Annotated in this window: 19 protein-coding genes and 1 riboswitch; of the genes, 15 read left to right on the top strand and 4 right to left on the bottom strand. The window is 36.0% G+C overall.

Annotation, left to right across the window (positions count from 1 at the left end):
* Window positions 1-328: 328 nt before the first annotated feature.
* The 9 genes from LQV47_RS14995 to ribB all read left to right on the top strand — a co-directional run bounded on the left by LQV47_RS14995 (window position 329) and on the right by ribB (window position 7,255).
* Complete coding sequence (locus LQV47_RS14995; RefSeq protein WP_230038210.1) at window positions 329-1,168, top strand: hypothetical protein; 840 nt, start codon at window positions 329-331, stop codon at window positions 1,166-1,168.
* Between the two features lie 157 nt (window positions 1,169-1,325).
* A complete protein-coding gene (locus tag LQV47_RS15000; RefSeq protein ID WP_230038212.1) occupies window positions 1,326-2,117 on the top strand; it encodes a hypothetical protein in 792 nt (263 codons plus the stop codon).
* Between the two features lie 13 nt (window positions 2,118-2,130).
* Window positions 2,131-2,871, top strand: coding sequence for a hypothetical protein (locus tag LQV47_RS15005; protein ID WP_230038214.1), 741 nt, complete (start codon window positions 2,131-2,133; stop codon window positions 2,869-2,871).
* Between the two features lie 108 nt (window positions 2,872-2,979).
* The gene (locus LQV47_RS15010) at window positions 2,980-4,224 is read left to right on the top strand and encodes a hypothetical protein (protein ID WP_230038215.1); all 1,245 of its coding nucleotides are present in this window, start codon (window positions 2,980-2,982) and stop codon (window positions 4,222-4,224) included.
* Between the two features lie 71 nt (window positions 4,225-4,295).
* On the top strand, window positions 4,296-4,418 hold the full coding sequence (locus LQV47_RS15015; RefSeq protein WP_230038218.1) for an alpha/beta hydrolase: 123 nt from the start codon (window positions 4,296-4,298) through the stop codon (window positions 4,416-4,418).
* 3 nt (window positions 4,419-4,421) lie between these two features.
* The gene (locus LQV47_RS15020; protein ID WP_290368664.1) at window positions 4,422-5,075 is read left to right on the top strand and encodes an alpha/beta hydrolase; all 654 of its coding nucleotides are present in this window, start codon (window positions 4,422-4,424) and stop codon (window positions 5,073-5,075) included.
* Between the two features lie 13 nt (window positions 5,076-5,088).
* Window positions 5,089-5,439, top strand: a complete 351-nt coding sequence (locus tag LQV47_RS15025) for a DUF2200 domain-containing protein (RefSeq protein WP_230038222.1) — start codon at window positions 5,089-5,091, stop codon at window positions 5,437-5,439.
* A 12-nt stretch (window positions 5,440-5,451) separates the two neighbouring features.
* Window positions 5,452-6,210 carry an SMI1/KNR4 family protein gene (locus tag LQV47_RS15030; RefSeq protein WP_230038224.1) on the top strand — a complete coding sequence of 253 codons (759 nt, stop codon included), beginning with the start codon at window positions 5,452-5,454 and terminating at the stop codon, window positions 6,208-6,210.
* Between the two features lie 179 nt (window positions 6,211-6,389).
* A riboswitch (FMN riboswitch) is annotated at window positions 6,390-6,515 on the top strand.
* Window positions 6,516-6,607: 92 nt separating this feature from the next.
* Window positions 6,608-7,255, top strand: coding sequence for a 3,4-dihydroxy-2-butanone-4-phosphate synthase (ribB, locus tag LQV47_RS15035; protein ID WP_230038226.1), 648 nt, complete (start codon window positions 6,608-6,610; stop codon window positions 7,253-7,255).
* Window positions 7,256-7,330: 75 nt separating this feature from the next.
* On the opposite strand, the gene LQV47_RS22600 is transcribed toward ribB, so the two are convergent.
* Both LQV47_RS22600 and LQV47_RS15040 read right to left on the bottom strand, forming a co-directional pair.
* Window positions 7,331-7,900 carry a hypothetical protein gene (locus LQV47_RS22600; protein WP_354961001.1) on the bottom strand — a complete coding sequence of 190 codons (570 nt, stop codon included), beginning with the start codon at window positions 7,898-7,900 and terminating at the stop codon, window positions 7,331-7,333.
* A gap of 65 nt (window positions 7,901-7,965) precedes the next feature.
* Window positions 7,966-9,414, bottom strand: coding sequence for an outer membrane beta-barrel protein (locus LQV47_RS15040; RefSeq protein ID WP_354961003.1), 1,449 nt, complete (start codon window positions 9,412-9,414; stop codon window positions 7,966-7,968).
* A 186-nt stretch (window positions 9,415-9,600) separates the two neighbouring features.
* On the opposite strand from LQV47_RS15040, the gene LQV47_RS15045 reads away from it, so the two are divergent.
* On the top strand, window positions 9,601-10,350 hold the full coding sequence (locus LQV47_RS15045; RefSeq protein ID WP_230038228.1) for a DUF3575 domain-containing protein: 750 nt from the start codon (window positions 9,601-9,603) through the stop codon (window positions 10,348-10,350).
* A 109-nt stretch (window positions 10,351-10,459) separates the two neighbouring features.
* A complete protein-coding gene (locus LQV47_RS15050; RefSeq protein WP_230038230.1) occupies window positions 10,460-11,752 on the top strand; it encodes an MFS transporter in 1,293 nt (430 codons plus the stop codon).
* 56 nt (window positions 11,753-11,808) lie between these two features.
* On the opposite strand, the gene LQV47_RS15055 is transcribed toward LQV47_RS15050, so the two are convergent.
* Window positions 11,809-12,024 carry a hypothetical protein gene (locus LQV47_RS15055; RefSeq protein WP_209801178.1) on the bottom strand — a complete coding sequence of 72 codons (216 nt, stop codon included), beginning with the start codon at window positions 12,022-12,024 and terminating at the stop codon, window positions 11,809-11,811.
* Between the two features lie 410 nt (window positions 12,025-12,434).
* On the opposite strand from LQV47_RS15055, the gene LQV47_RS15060 reads away from it, so the two are divergent.
* From LQV47_RS15060 to LQV47_RS15075, 4 genes are read left to right on the top strand one after another with little or no spacing between them, the layout of a single operon-like run.
* Window positions 12,435-13,286, top strand: a complete 852-nt coding sequence (locus LQV47_RS15060) for an alpha/beta hydrolase (protein ID WP_230038232.1) — start codon at window positions 12,435-12,437, stop codon at window positions 13,284-13,286.
* Window positions 13,286-13,756: an RNA polymerase sigma factor gene (locus tag LQV47_RS15065; RefSeq protein ID WP_230038234.1), complete on the top strand. Its 471-nt coding sequence runs from the start codon at window positions 13,286-13,288 to the stop codon at window positions 13,754-13,756. Before LQV47_RS15060 ends, LQV47_RS15065 begins: the two co-directional genes overlap by 1 nt.
* A complete protein-coding gene (locus LQV47_RS15070; RefSeq protein WP_230038236.1) occupies window positions 13,746-14,339 on the top strand; it encodes a hypothetical protein in 594 nt (197 codons plus the stop codon). The genes LQV47_RS15065 and LQV47_RS15070 overlap by 11 nt, the downstream gene beginning before the upstream one ends.
* Window positions 14,336-14,950 (top strand): class I SAM-dependent methyltransferase, encoded by a 615-nt coding sequence (locus LQV47_RS15075; RefSeq protein WP_230038238.1) that lies wholly within the window; start codon window positions 14,336-14,338, stop codon window positions 14,948-14,950. The genes LQV47_RS15070 and LQV47_RS15075 overlap by 4 nt, the downstream gene beginning before the upstream one ends.
* A gap of 106 nt (window positions 14,951-15,056) precedes the next feature.
* Here the strand turns inward: LQV47_RS15075 and LQV47_RS15080 are convergent, their stop codons facing one another.
* Window positions 15,057-16,802, bottom strand: a complete 1,746-nt coding sequence (locus LQV47_RS15080) for an ABC transporter ATP-binding protein (RefSeq protein WP_230038241.1) — start codon at window positions 16,800-16,802, stop codon at window positions 15,057-15,059.
* Window positions 16,803-16,875: the final 73 nt, after the last annotated feature.

The following is a 16,875-nucleotide window of genomic DNA, read 5'->3' on the forward strand; positions in this document are numbered from 1 at the left end:
AACTTATCCACAATCGCTTCATGGATTCTATTAAAAATAAGATCCCTTCAATACCATTACACATATAAAATATTTTTATTCATAATTATTTATTGTTGTTTTTTGTAAATTGCAATAACAAAAAAATCACCAAATAAAGAAATATAATAATAAAATAAAATTTATACTGCAAAAAAGTTCAAAAACCTAATATCAGTTTTTCGTACTTACGGATTTCTTATCAAAATTGTAAAACTGAATGATAATAACTTCGTTCACATCCCTATGAAACACAAAAGATTCTATAAACAAATGAAAATAAATTTAATAACCCAACACTTTTATTCCCATGAAAACAACCGACATTCAAGAAAACATTATCCCCTACATAGGGGAGACAGCTCCTTACATTTCTATTCCTGAAAACATCATTGTTAATAACCATAGAATAGAAACAGAAATAACAGACTGCAATTTCAAAAATGAAAATTTTTCCAATTTATTAAAAATACTGGCATCTTTGGGAAGCTGCAGTCTATACAAACTTTTAAATAACACCTCAAAAGAAAAAATTTATTTTTTAGGCGAAAAACTGAGGATTAGAAAATTATCTTATAAGATTGCCCTTGATACCGTATCAGTTGTCTGTGAGAGCTTCCTTGAATCCAATAGAAAAGGTAAATCTCACTTAAATGTAAAAGACACCCATTCAGGAGAAGTCGTATACTCTTTCGAATTGGACTATTATATCATAGCAGAGGATACATTCAAACTTTTTTATAAAGATTATTTCAATAACACTCCTGTAGAATATCATGATGAGAAGCTTCCGGAATGCCAGATCATCCGCACAGAAGACAACCATCAGTTTACGATCTCAATAATGCCTTTTACTCCCAATCAATGTAAGGGCCATTTTGAAAATTACCCTATTGTACCCTTTGTATTTGTTGCGAACTGCGTATTAAAAGAGATATTTAATTTCCTGGAAAATAAAGACTCCTACGAGATAGACAGTTTGGAAGGCTACGCTTCCAAGGCTATGCCAACAGGAAAAGGATTTATGATCGAAGTTTTTCATCAAAAGTTTTTAAAAGATCTTATTTATTTCAAATGCGAAATAAAGGATACCTCAGGAAATTCATACGCCGTCATTATTATCAATATAAAATCAAAGAATAAAAATTAAATCCAAAAAAAAATAAACACTGCATCAATGTGGTGTTTATTTTTTGGCAGTACCTATAACAAGATATTAATGACCCTTAAGCAGATTTGAATCGGGTTAAAAAAAATAACAGACAGGAATTTTTGTACCTTACTACAGAAAACCAATCCAGTTAGTAATGAAAAATCATCTCTTTATTTTGTTCATTCTTTTTTATATTCCGTGTTTGTCACAGGATAAAATAACATTATCCCACGCTTCCCAACATGAGGATTTTATTGAGATCGGTATAGAAATAGATAAGCCAACCGGTAAATTTGACCTCATAGATCTGGATACAATGATGGTTACAGACCATAAAAAGAACATACTGAAAGAAAGTAAAGAATATCCTTTAAATTATAATTACAACAATGGAACAAATAAAATAAAACATTATTACATTCCTGATAAAAAGTTCAAAGCAATAGACATATCCGGAATCCTTAATTATTTTACGCCATCAGAAGCAAACAACTCATACTTTAATTTGGGTCCTCTTAAAAATATAGTCCGAAACACGAATCTGATTGATAAAAAAATAACAGAAAAAAATCCATCCCTTTATTTTAGCATCCTGGATTCCACAGCCATCAACAAGGCTTTTCCTGATTTCCAATATAGATTGGATGATGATAAAGATTATGCAAAAATAGACTTCGAAAGCTTTGATATTATGTATGCGTACAGGTATAACAATAAGCAAAAACTCATATATTTCATCAACGACAATATGGACCCGGGATACAATACCTTAACCTTACATGATAAAAAAACAGGCATTATTTATAAACTGGTTAAATTAAAGCGTGACATGTCTTCTTCCGAGAAAGATCAAACGAATGTGGAGCTCATGATAGAAAATGAACAGTCCATCAGGAGAATCCCTTTTGAATTGAAAGATATAATAGTGAAGGTAAATAAAAATTAAATAAACGATGAATATGATAAAGTCTTCAGTATTGCTATTCTGCAGCTATTTTCTATTGTACTCTTGTTCCGGTCCGGCACCTGCGTCAAAAATCACAGCTATTTCTGAGGTAAAGGCGGAAATTGAAATTTATCAAAGCTTAACAGATAAAAATGATAATATCGTCACTGTAATTTTATATGATAAAAAAAATAAAGAGATAGGCAACGAATCTATCAACATTTGGGTGAATCAAAAGGCAACAGATTACCAAATCATGCAAAACTTATATTATACCAAAAAACACTATTACCGAATTGAACATATACAGCCTGAAAACGGGCAGTATGATCTTCAGATACAATTGGCCAATGGCAAGAAGTTCTTTCTCGGAAATGCTCCCGCACTTACCACGAGTAGTCCCAACAATATTATCTATAACAAGGAAGCTTCCCTGAACCAGGACTTTTCTATACAGTGGTCAAATCTGTATGATGTAAATAGACTCTGCATTTCAAAAAGTGTTGAAGTAGAAAACAAGCAGCATACTAACATTCATTCTTTTATAGAAGGGCCTACAGACACTATAAGGATTAATGCTGACGGAAATTATCAGATAGCATGGGAAAAATTATTATTTAACCCTAAAGAAAAACTCAGTACCATGAGCTTTACATTTATTGCACAGAAAAAGGGTACACTTAATCCCCTGTTGCTAAAAGGAAGCAGTATAAAAATCTGGGGTGAACATCAAAAACGAACCTCTTTCAAATAAAAATATTTATATTTACTTACCATAAGATCATCTGTTGTTTTCTGATTCACCTTTACATCTCCTACAGATGATCAATCAGAATAGCAAAATCATAAAATATACTTTTCAATGTACAATACTACGATCCAAAAAGAATGGTTCTCAGAAGGAGAACGCTATGCTAAAGAAATTAATGAAATGGTTGAGTTTGGCGAAAAAAACGGCTGGGAAAACTGGAAAGGTGAGGAACCGGAGGATAAAAGAGCCCATTTAGCCCCGGAAGTATTTGAATTACTTACAATAGCCAATCAAAATGGCGAAACAGAGCTATTCAGAGCACAGTTTCCACCGGCCCACACTCCAATTATTCCATTAATGAAAGAAAAATCTCAAAGTATTGAGCAGTTACATTTCATTAGTGGTCAGAAAATTGTTTTCCTTACCGGTACTTCATATGAAAAAAGACAGGCTTATGTACTTGATCATGATAACATCACAATACTGGATGAATCTATTCATGCCATTGGAAAATCTAAACAGGGAAATATTTTTGCCATAGCCACTCCCGGAAAAATATCTGTTTATAAAGATTGGAACGGAGAAATCATCAATGAGTTTACGCTCAGTGAAACCGAAGATTCCGGAATTACAGAGATGATACCCTTCAATGATGGAAGTAAAGTTCTTGTCGTTTCTTCAAACGGAATCTATCTGATATCCAAAGAAGGCAAAAAACTTATTCATCCAGTCAATGAAGACAATGATGAAGACTGGACTTCGCAAATTGACATGGAGAACGCAGCTTTATCTCATGACAATACTTATATTGCTGTGGGCGATCAGGGCTATGATCACAGAATATTAGATGCGGAAGGAAATACGTTAGGATCTATCGGGCCACAATCTTCCTATCCTCATTTTTGTCTGTTTGCAAAAGATGACAGCCAGCTGATTACCAATTCCTGTCACTTCTATAATGGCATCACCATCGGAATCAATTCAGATCAGTATGTAGGAGCAGACATCGAGGCATACACAGAAAGTGATGATTTCACTTTCATTGATGAAGAGATGAGAATCTATGCAGGAGTGGCTATGAATGACCATTATATTCTTGGTGATGCCTATGGCTATATCAAAGCATTTGACAAAAACGGAAACCAGCTTTGGAGGTATTTCCTGGGATCAACAATTTCCGGAATGACTATTTCAGACAATGAGGAAACACTTTGGGTAGCTGCCCATTCCGGGATTTTACATAAGCTAAGACTTAATAAAGGTCAGAGAGACACCCATACCATAGGTAACGGAAAACATTATGAAGAATTCAGGTTACTGATCTGGAAAGATGAACCACAGATCTGGAAATGGTAAGTTTTAGATCCAGATCCTATGACATCTAAAGCTTTATTTAACATAAACTACAAACCATTACAACTACTTATATGGAAAAATACGCAGTCTCAGCAGACGGACAAAAAATTTATTATAAAGAATCCGGAAGCGGAAAAATATCAGTCATCTTTGTACATGGCTGGTTGGGAAATGCTCAATGGTGGGAAAGCTAACAGATCTATTTTAAAGATCAATACCATATTGTGCAGCTTGATTTAGCCGGCCATGGGAAATCTGATGCATCCAGACAGGATTGGACAAGCGAGCAATATGCTAATGATATTAAAGCTGTTGCAGATGAAATTCATTCCTCAGATATCATTCTTGTGGGCCACTCTATGTCCGGAGCCTACGTGCTTGAAGCAGCATTAAAAATTCCACAGGTGAAGGCTCTTGTTTTAATTGATACCCTAAAAGATCTTGATGAATCTTTTACAGAAGAACAGGTTGAGCAGTTTCTGTTTACCCATTACCGTAATGATTTTAAAAATGCTGTGGAAAATATTCTTCCTCAATATTTATTTACAGAAAAAACACCTGTTGAAGTAAAAGAAAGACTTTCCTATGAATTCCTTCAAAATGAAGCGGAAACAGCAGTTAATTTACTCAAACCATTATACAAAACAGATTTTAAAATAATTGCAGAACAGATTCAGATACCGGTGGTTGCCATTAACTCTGATGCCTCTCCCACCCATCTTGAAAACAACCGCAAATATCTGAAAGATTATGATTATGTGACCATCTCAGAAGTTGGCCACTACCCTATGCTGGAAAAACCTGATGAGTTTAATGCTCTACTTGGTGAAGTAATTAAAAAATTGATCTAAACTACAGAAACCCATGCAAAACACCCGGATATTTACAACATCTGTTGCGAGTGTTTATCCACACTACATTCTAAAAGCAGAAAAAAAAGGCCGTACCAAATCAGAAGTCGATGAAATTATCTGCTGGCTGACCGGCTATGACGAACAGACACTCCAGGAGCACCTCGATCAAAAAACAGATTTTAAAACATTTTTTGAACAGGCTCCTCAGATCCACCCGAATGTTTCTTTGATCAAAGGGGTCATTTGTGGATACCGGGTAGAGGAAATTGAAGATGAACTGATGAGAAATATCAGATATATGGACAAACTCATCGATGAATTGGCAAAAGGAAAGAAAATGGAGAAAATATTGAGACAATAATATGTTACGTAGATGATATTGGAAGAAATAACGGAAAAACTCATTCTTTTATCCGAAGCAAAACTTAGTGCTGAAGAATGGATACATTGGTTCGCGCAACATAAAGAAAATGTGGAAAAAACATGTGGCAGAAGGGCTTTCCTTGGCATGAAACCAAAGGATAGTTTCAGTGGCTCGAGAAATCTATATATTGGACAGCTGGCCGCTTTTGACTGGCTGCAGTCACAAAAAATAAGCACTAATTTATCTGATCTTTATAAAAAAGGCTGGGAAAAAGAATTCAATGACTTTTGTAGAGCAGAAAAAGAAACAGAACGCCAGCTTCAAAAAACAGTGGAAAATCAGTTTGGGTATTTAAAAAACATCTATCCAAGATTCCTTAAACAACTTACAAAATCCTACAGTACTTCTGATCATATTGAAAAAGGAGCATCCCAGGAGCGCATTCAAAACAAAGAAAAAGAACTTTCAATACAGCTCCCGGAAGACCTGATTTTATTTTATCAGAATATATCAAGGCTGGAACTTGAGGGGCTAACCATTGATTTTGAAGAACTCGACACTGAAATTATTCAAAGCAAAATCTATCTGGTCTTAGGAGAATTTTGGATCTATGGATATGGAGATCCGTTGTTATATCATTGGGAAAGTCAGAAAATTTATATTCTCGCTCATGGGCATCAGCCTCCAAAGCCGATCAAAATAGCAAATTCTGTATCTGATCTCGTTGAAAAAAAATTAGTTTCTTATCTAAAAGAATATGAAAATTAAGAAAAGAGAACTTCAGAAATCAATAAGGAGCATCCTCACAGATGCATTTAATTGATTGATAAAAGTATCGGAAATTTCTTCTCCAATTCAAAAAACTTCCCGAAATTAGCGGTCTATGCGTTAAATACTATTCAATGAAATAAAAATTTAAATTAAAACATACAGCAAAACTTAGTATAAGTTTTCTTCGGGGCAGGGTGTAATTCCCTACCGGCGGTTACAGTCCGCGACTCCTTTCTTTTGAAGGGACTGATTTGGTGAAATTCCAAAACCGACAGTTAGAGTCTGGATGGGAGAAGAAAATGAGATGATCAGTAAGATTCCTTATGGGCTCTTATTGTGTCGTATTTCATTTCCATGTACCGAAGACTATTTTAACTTTTAAAAGTAAAATAACATGGAAAAATTATTAGAACAATTCGGAGCTACCTCCAAAGAACGTGTAGAAAAAGCACTTCAAACATTACAACAGGGAAAAGGTATTCTTTTAGTAGATGATGAAAACCGTGAAAATGAAGGCGATATCATCTATCCCGCGTCCACCATTACAGAAAAAGACATGGCGCTTCTGATCCGCGAATGCAGCGGTATTGTCTGTCTGTGTATTTCTGAGGAAAAAAGTAAACACCTCAACCTACGTCCCATGGTGGAAAACAACAATTCAAAAAATCAGACAGCATTCACCATTACCATTGAAGCCAAAGAAGGGGTTGAATCCGGTGTTTCAGCCAGAGACCGTGTCACCACCATCAGGACAGCTGTTGCTGCCAATGCTCAGGCTGACCATATTGCCAGCCCGGGACATGTATTTCCTTTAATCGCCAAAAAAGGCGGAGTATTTGAAAGACGGGGCCATACGGAAGGCAGTGTAGATCTTGTAAAAATGGCTAACCTTGGGGATGATGCAGTCCTTTGTGAACTAACCAATGAAGACGGCTCTATGGCAAGACTTCCCGAAATTGTGGACTTCGCCACCAAAAAAGGGATGACCGTCGTAACCATTGAAGATATTTATGCTTACCGCAAAATGATCATCAGCAATTAAAATAAAATATATTTAACGCACAGAAACAGCCGGCTGATTGTATCAGGCGGCTGTTTTTTATAGAGTCAATAGTATTTAAAAAGTAGCAGCCGGAGCTGTCTCATTATTAAGTTTTCTTTGAAGCTCAGTTTTCTTTCCTGTTGAGAAATCATAGCTCAGTCCCAAAACAAACATCGATTTGTTATTCATAATCTGTGTATGAACTCTGTAATCCACAAGGCTTTCCTGAAGACTTTTCGTTTTGTATTCCGAAGGCATTCCCATCCAGTACATTCCTGTAGAAAAGGTCCAGTTCTTATGTTTATAGCTTACAAAAATATTGTTCTGATTTTCATTGGTATTGAGGAAAGCTCCGCTCAGACTGTACACCGGAATATTGAACTGATATTGAAGTGAAAAAGCTTTATATTCAGAAGACAGCACAAAATAATTCCCTAAATAATTATTTTTAATCAAAGCTCCCGAACTTGTTTTTACCGTTTCAGAAGTAGGCGTTATCACCGCTTTTATGACAAGCAGGCTGTTGCCAAAAGGCTTATAAGATCCTGTCAGCTGTACGCCGTACCTCTGGCCGTTTTTTCCATTCTCATAAGTCAGTGCATACCCATCTAATGCTGCATCATGAACATAATATTGGTTAATCACCCTATCCGTATACCGGTAAAATAAAGCAGCATTAAAATCAAAATGCTTATTATTAAAAGAATACGTTAATGTATTCGAAAAAACCTGCTGTGATCGTAAAAAGGATTTCCCCTTTGTACAATATTCGGAGCCAGCTGTACCACATTGCTGCTCAACGCATTACTCCACGGACTTACGGGGCTGTAGCTCCCTGTAAAACGGAAGCTTTGATTGTTTTTCAGCTGATATCCTAAAATCACTTTGGGAGTAAAGGTCCATTCATCAAAAGTATTTTCAGCACTTTTATTGTGAATATTGGTAATTCCGGCGCCAAGGCGGTAAGTAAACTTTTCAATTTTCCCGGAAAACTCGGTATAAAAATACTGTTCAAGATAAGTAACACTATACTGAGAATAGCCGGCAAGATTATTAAGGTCATTGGAGATGGAAGATCTTGAAATGCGATACCCTGATGAAAGCTTTCCTGCTGCAAAATCATGAGTATGGGCAAGTTCCCCTACAATACTTGTCTGCTTGGCTTTCAGTGTCATATCATTGTCATATACCGAAAGCCCGGAACCTATGATCCATTCTTTTGCCGTTTCCGAGGTATTGGTTGTATAATGAGATCCTACCACATTAATACTCAACTCATCCTTTTCCCCTATTTTCTTTGAATAATATAAATCCAGTTTAGGAATCACATAATCTGAGCCGTTATTTTTAAACATCGCATGTTCTTCATGAGCATGATCTTCAGTAAAGATACTTTGCCCTACCCCTTTTGAAAACCTGCTGAAAATATCCATGTTTAGCTTTGCCTGAAAAGCATAACTATCAGGAACGAGCCTGGTGTAACGTAATGCTACATTCTGGAAAGTATATCCAAAATGATCCGTTCTGTTTTCATCGGAACGGTAATGCTTTCCATTCAGCTGATAATCATACATACTGTTTACTCTTCTGTCATCGTAATCCCTTAAATTCAGGGAATATTCAAGTCCGAAATTATTTTTCCCTTTGGTATAATTGGCATAGGCAGCACCATTCACAAATCCTGTATTGAAGGCTGAAGATACATCAGCTCCAAAAACATAACCCGTTTCCGTAGATCTTGTCAGAATATTAACAACGGTATCTGCTCTTGTTGCCCATCTTGCCGGTGGGATATCATAATACTCCACTTTTACCACCTCACTGGGGGCTACACTGCGGATCTGTAAATCCGTAGCTTCAATTCCGTTAATAAGAAATAATACAGTACCTCCTTTTGTACTGGTAATTGTATTGGCTACAGGATCGAGCTGCAGCTCCGGGAGCGTACGAAGCAGATCTTTTGCATACCGTGCTCTTTCCAGGGCTTCTTTGTCAAAAGTATAGACTGCTTTATCTGCAAACTGTCTTTTACGTTGTGCCTTTACAATAACTTCCTGAATCTCTTCGGTCTTCGCTCCCTTAACAGTATCATTCACCTTCTCCTGCGAAAACATAAAAGCCCCACAAAGTACAAACACGGTATATATAGTTTTTTTCATATCAGAAATGTAATAATACAGATAAGACAGCACAAGTATTAAGTTTATTACATTTATATTCTGTATTGTAATTAATAATTAACTAAATAATTGAAACAGGTTACATTTTTTCTAACAATCAATCTTATTATGTTAAATTCAGCCCGTTTTTTGCTGGTATCAACCTACACCACAAAATATAAGATCATGAAAAAAGCAGGTATACTTATCCTTGGTCTGGCGTTTTTAGAAGCCGCAGCTCAGGATCAAAACAGTTCGGCAGAAAAAATGAATATGATCAAAACGAATGTTACAGCTTATGCATTCAGAAATATTAACCTGTCCTATGAAAGAGCCATTAACCGGTGGTTCTCAGTAAACATTGGATTTGGAACCATGCCGGAAGGAAAAATTCCTTTTATCAATGCTTTTCTGAAAGATGTAGACGAAAAAAGATTTCAGAACCTTAGAGTAAAAGCTACCAACTTTACAATAGAACCCCGATTTTATGTTGGACAGGGCTATGGAAAAGGATTTTATATTGCTCCCTATTACCGGTACTCTGATGTTTCCTCCAATACCTTTGATTTTTATTACGATTACCATGGTCCTGATGGAAATACATATCAGATTCCGCTTAAAGGCCAGGGAAAAGCCAATGGAAACAGTGGCGGCCTCATGGTTGGAGTACAGTTTTTCCTTACTAAAAGTCAAAATCTGGTACTCGATTTTTGGATTGCAGGAGCTCACTATGGAAACGGAAAAGGTGACTTCTCCATGTCCAGCGACTTTCTATTGACTCCTGATATGCAGGCACAGCTAAAAAAAGAAATAGAAAAACTGGATATCCCGATCGTAGATTATACCGTGGAAACCAATGCCAATGGTGCTATGATAAAAGTAGACGGCCCATGGGCAGGTTTTAGAAGCGGACTTTCTTTAGGATACCGGTTTTAAAAAAACAACAAAAAGTATACAAACCGTTCTTTTTTTCAAGACCATTTAATTTTTCCTGAAAGTTGTATATTGCTCACATTATTATGGGATTTTTGGGAAAATAAAAAATATGAATACATCACAAATTACCACCGGCCAAAGGATCAAGGCCATTGTGGGCGGCTCCGTCGGAAATCTTGTAGAATGGTACGATTGGTATGCTTATGCAGCATTTGCCATCTATTTTTCGCATTCATTCTTTCCGGATTCCGATCTCAATGCACAGTTAATGAATACAGCAGGGATATTCGCTGTCGGTTTTCTTATGCGACCGATCGGAGGATGGCTGTTTGGAAGTATAGCCGATAAAATAGGAAGAAAAAAAGCAATGACACTTTCTGTATTGCTGATGTCTTTTGGGTCACTGCTTATTGCCCTTACCCCCACCTATAAATCCATAGGAATCCTGGCTCCTTTATTACTGCTTTTGGCAAGACTGCTCCAGGGATTAAGTGTGGGAGGTGAATATGGAGTTTCCGCTACCTACCTCAGCGAAATGGCAACTCAGGACAGAAGAGGGTTTTACTCAAGTTTCCAGTATGTAACATTAATCGGAGGACAGCTTATTGCCCTGGGAATCCAGCTTATCCTGCAAAAGTTATTGCTTACAGAAGCACAGCTGGAAAACTGGGGTTGGAGAATTCCCTTCGTGATTGGAGCTTTACTTTCCGTTATTGCATTATACCTGAGGGCTAATCTCCATGAAACGGAAGCTTTTGAAAACAAAAAAGAGGTCAGTGACAAGAAAAAAGGCAGTGTGGGAGAGCTTTTGAAGCACCCTCAAGCGCTTCTTACCGTAGTAGGACTTACCTTGGGAGGAACCTTGGCTTTCTACACCTATACCACTTATATGCAGAAATTCTTGGTGAATACGGTTCACCTTACCAAAGAAGAATCTACCTTAGTCTCATTTATATCATTATTCATATTCGCCTGTCTACAGCCTGTATTTGGGGCCTTATCAGATAAAATTGGAAGACGTCCTCTTCTTTTGGGTTTTGGTATTTTAGGAACTTTATGTACGGTTCCTCTTCTTACAGCACTGAGTACCACCACTTCCATATGGGGAGCATTTTTTCTGATTATGGCAGCATTAATTATTGTAAGTGGTTATACTTCTATCAACGCTGTGGTAAAAGCTGAGCTTTTTCCTTCTGAGATCCGGGCTTTAGGAGTAGGTCTTCCCTATGCCCTTACAGTGGCCATTTTTGGAGGAACAGCAGAGTATATTGCTCTTTGGTTTAAAAAAATAGGGAGTGAAGAGTATTTTTATTGGTATATCACAGCATGTATTTTTTTCTCTCTCATTGTCTATGCAAGGATGAAGGATACTAAAAAAAATTCAACACTGGATAAAGATTAACAGAATCAACATAAAGAAACCGGCGCCTCAGATTTTCTGAGGCGCCGGTTATATTTTTAATGGTAAGCTTGTTTGAATTTTTCTATCATACTGTCCAGATTGTGTCGCTGGACATACACACTTTTCACCTCTTCATATCTTGGCGATTTGTAGAAAACTTCATGGAAATCCATACTTCCGTTTCCTACTTTTACTACTTTCTGAACTTCAATATTAAGTTTTTTCAGTTCGTCTCTAAAGACTTTAAATTCATCTTGGATACTACTACTCATTTATATGTTTTGGGTTTTAATTAAAATTTCCAGTTTTACGTGATACCCCTACGACATTCAAGGCATCGTCTTAAATATTTAATAAATTTAGTAATTTTTATCAATATAAACACCTTCATGTCATTATTTTTTTATTTTATTCAACAAAAACGCAAAAGATATATTTATTTCTATAATCTAAAAAAGATCAAAAAAAATAATGGGAATAAACATTTGTATTGAAAAAGATTCTCAATGAAAAGAAAATTACTTTATTTTAAAAATGAAGAGAATATAATTTTCTTTTGTTTTAGCCTTATATAGAGCTTTACAGCAAAAAAATGCTTAAAAAAAAAATAATTAAAAAATATTGTAACATTTTCAAAAGGTTCGTCTCTAAAAGACAAATAAACCTTAAAACCTTAGAGATCATGAAAAAGTTCACATTCCTTCTTATCATCATGTTATTTTTTGCAGCATTATGCAATATATTCGGTCAGGAAAAATCATATCCATTTGAAGTAAAGAAAACCGGAAAAGGAAAACAGTCTTTAATTTTCATTCCTGGTTTTGCCTCATCAGGAGACGTTTGGAATGAAACTACGGCAAAATTTGAAAAAAATTACACCTGCTATACTTTAACAATGGCAGGGTTTGCAGGGATAAAACCAGAAACTGATGCCAGTTTTAAAAATTGGGAAAAAGCAATTGCAGGCTTTATAAAAGATACAAATATCGAAAAACCTATTATCATCGGGCATAGCATGGGAGGAGGCCTGGCTTTGGCTATTGCTGCAGATTATCCTGATCTTCCGGGTAAAATTATTATCGTAGATACGCTGCCTTGCCTGGCTGCACTATCCAATCCCAATTTTACATCTAAAGAAAATAATGACTGCTCAGCAACCGTTAATAAATTAACCGCCATGACTGATGACCAATTCCGCCAAATGCAGACACAATCTATTCCCCGTCTTCTGGCGGATACTTCCATGCAGGAGACCGTAATCAGCTGGAGTATGAAGTCAGATAGAAAAACATTTGCCAGTATGTACTGTGATTTCTCCAATACAGATCTCAGAGAGAAAATAAAAAGTATACGGTGCCCCTCTCTTGTTCTGCTGGAATCTTATTTCGTTAATTTTAAATCAGCTATCGAGGATCAATATAAAAATCTAAAAAACACCAATATGCAATATGCTTCCAAGGGATTACACTTTATTATGTATGATGATAAAGAATGGTATTTTAATCAGCTGAACAACTTTTTGTCTGCGAAATAATGGTATTTGAAGAAATATATGAACTGTACTGGCAGAAGATATTCCGTTTGTGTATGGGATATGTGAATGATACTGATTCTGCTCAGGATCTGGCTCAGGAAACCTTTATTATTGTATGGCAACAACTACCAAAATTCAGAAACGAATCCAGTGTAGGAACATGGATCTTCAGGATAGCCTCCAATAATTGCCTGCGTCAGATTGAGAAAGAAAAAAGATATGCCAAAACAGACCTTCCCATTAATCTCGAAGAGAAAAAGCAGGAATCACTGGAGCCCCAGATACAATTGCTTTATCAGTTTATTTCAGAGCTTCCTGAAACAGACCGTATTATCATTTCTCTGGAACTGGAAGAAGTAAAACAGGCAGAAATAGCCCATATTGTTGGTCTTTCAGAATCCAATATCAGGGTAAAAATCCACAGGATAAAAGAAAAATTAACGCAAAAGTTTAAAGAAAATGGATACTAATATAGATTTCAAGAATATATGGAAGCAACAAACTTCCAAAAAGCCTGATCTGGAAGATCTTCTTGGCAAACTGAAAAAGTTTAAGAATGAAAATCTCCGCAAAATCATCATCATGAATGTTTTATTGATTGCCACTTCCCTAGGTGTTGCCTCCATCTGGTATCAATTTCAGCCTCAGCTTATGACTACAAAAGCAGGAATTATACTTGTTATTTTAGCAATGGTTATCTTCTTATTGGCTTATAACAAAATGTTTATGGTTTTTTATACCCTTGACCATACTCAGTCCAACAGCCAATATCTTCAGAGTCTGTATACAGTGAAAAATAAGCAGAAATTTATGCAGACTACCATGCTGAACCTATATTTCATGATGCTTTTCCTGGGAATTTGTCTTTACATGTATGAATATACTTTACAAATGACTTTTTCTTCTGCTCTATTCGCGTATATCCTTACGTTGGCATGGATAGGTTTCAACTGGTTTTATATCAGACCTAAAACGATCAGAAAGCAAGAGGCTAAACTTAATGGATTAATTAATAAATTTGAAGAAATCAATAATCAACTACAGGACTTATGAATTTTTCAGAAAATAAAATCTATTGGGAAAACGTATATGAAACAAAGAATCCTGAGCAGGTAAGCTGGACACAGGAAAAGCCACAAATCTCCCTTGATTTTATTAAGTCAGCAGGATTGGGAAAAGACGCCAAAATTATTGATATTGGTGGCGGAGACAGTAATCTTGTAGATTTTCTCCTTACAGAAGGATACACCAACATTACCGTGCTCGACATTTCTGCCAAAGCATTGGAAAAAGCAAAACACAGACTGGGAGATGCCGCTGATCAGGTAAAGTGGGTTGCTGCGGATATCACAGCATTTACACCTACGGAAACTTATGATATCTGGCATGACAGGGCTGCCTTTCACTTTCTGACAACACCTGAGCAGGTTTCAAAATATATAGATATTGCAGAAAAAAACATAACCGGATGCATGGTCCTTGGAACTTTTTCTAAAAATGGCCCTACCCGATGCAGCGGGCTGGATATCCGGCAGTATGATGAAGAATCTCTGGCTGAAACATTTAAATCCGGATTTGAAAAAATAAAATGCATCACTGAAGATCATATCACACCTTTTAATACCCTTCAGAATTTTGTTTTCTGCAGTTTTAAAAAGCTTTAAAAACACATTGTTCTATTTTTATGAGTAAGACCCGAGAAAATCAAAGATTTTCTCGGGTCTTACTCTATATTAGTTTTAAAAACAGCAATTATACTTTGCACTGGGTTTATGACTCCGCTTCTACCTCATGACGCAGCTGGGCCTTGTAAAGAGTAGCATAATATCCGTTTTTATCCAAAAGATCAAGATGTGTTCCTTCTTCCACAATTTTACCATGCTCCATAACAATAATCTTATCTGCTTTTTCAATAGTAGAAAGTCGGTGTGCTATAATAATTGATGTTCTGTTTTTAGTAATCTTTTCCGTAGCCCTTTGGATCAGCTTTTCACTTTCATGGTCAATGGAAGATGTTGCCTCATCGAGAATCAGAATTTTGGGATCTGATAAATAAGCTCTAAGGAAAGATAATAATTGTCTCTGCCCTAAAGAAATAGAGGAACCTCTTTCACTTACTACATAATCATAACCGCCAGGCAGCTGCTCTATAAACTGGTCAACTTCAATTTCTCTTGCTCCCGCTTTTATTTTTTCCAGCGTGACACTGTCATCACCAAAGGCAAGGTTTTCAAAAATACTTCCATGGAAAAGAAAAACATCCTGCAATACAACTCCGATATGGCTTCTTAAATTATAAAGCTCATAATCTTTAAGATCTACATCATCAATAAGTATTTTTCCGGAATTGATATCATACAGTCTGGTGATCAGACTGATAATGGTGGATTTCCCAGCTCCCGTTGCCCCTACAATAGCCACCGTTTCTCCCGGATTTACTTTAAAGTCGATACCCTTCAGCACCTCCTGTTTTTCATCATAAGCAAAATGTACATCATGAAATTCAATTTTACCTGCGAAATGGTCTTTTTGTACAGTTCCGTTATTTGGCATTGAATTATCCTCATCCATCAGTCCCAATACCCTTTCAGCTCCTACAATACCTCTCTGGATATTATTAAAACGGTCTGCAATCTGTCTCAACGGACGGATCAGCATTGAAATATATTGAATAAAAGCAATTACAACTCCTGCACTGATCGTAATATAACCTCCGTAAAACAGGATAAACCCTATAAAAAGAGAAGAAATAAGCTCTACAACGGGAAAGAATAATGAGAAAATGAAAACCGTTCTCAATAGCGCTCCTTTCAGGGTAATATTAATATCATCAAATTTTTTAAATTCAGATTCCTGTCTGTTGAATACCTGAATAATGGGCATTCCCGCCAATCTTTCCTGAACAAAAGAGTTTTGGTTGGCAGTCCAGTTTCTCTCGTCTCCAAATGCTTTTTTAAGTCTTTTCTGGAAAAATCTTGTAATGATAACCATTAAAGGTAAAATAGCCAAAGTGATATAACTTAAATGCACATTAGTATTGAACATCATGATCAATACAAAGACAATCCTCAGAACATCTCCGAAAACCATCAGAAAGCCGTCCGTATACACTGTTGCAATCGTTTCAACATCTCCTACAGCACGGGTGACCAGCTGTCCGATAGGTGTTTTATCAAAAAATGAAGTTCTGAAATAGATCAGCTTGGCATATAATCTTTCTCTGATATCCCGAATTACATTTTGCGAGATAAAATTTGAAAAATAAACTAAGAAAAAGTTTAAAACAGTTTCTGCAAATACCAATCCCACCAAAATGTAGATATGCTTCATCATTACAGCTTTATCCTGCAATTTTGTAATATCATTATCCACCACTTCCATGGTAAGATATGGTCTGTAAGTAGAGACAATTGAAAGTATGACAGAAATTACTAAAGTAAGAATGAACCAAGAACGAAATTTCATTCCAATAAAGAACAATCTTTTTATAATTCCCCAGGTATCTTGTTTTTTCATTGTACAAATAGAAGAAAAGAATTAAAATAAAATTCTATGCAAAAATAAGATTTTATAATTGGACTGGCTTCAG

It is taken from the genome of Chryseobacterium sp. Bi04 (genome assembly GCF_918698085.1).
Classification (GTDB): domain Bacteria; phylum Bacteroidota; class Bacteroidia; order Flavobacteriales; family Weeksellaceae; genus Chryseobacterium.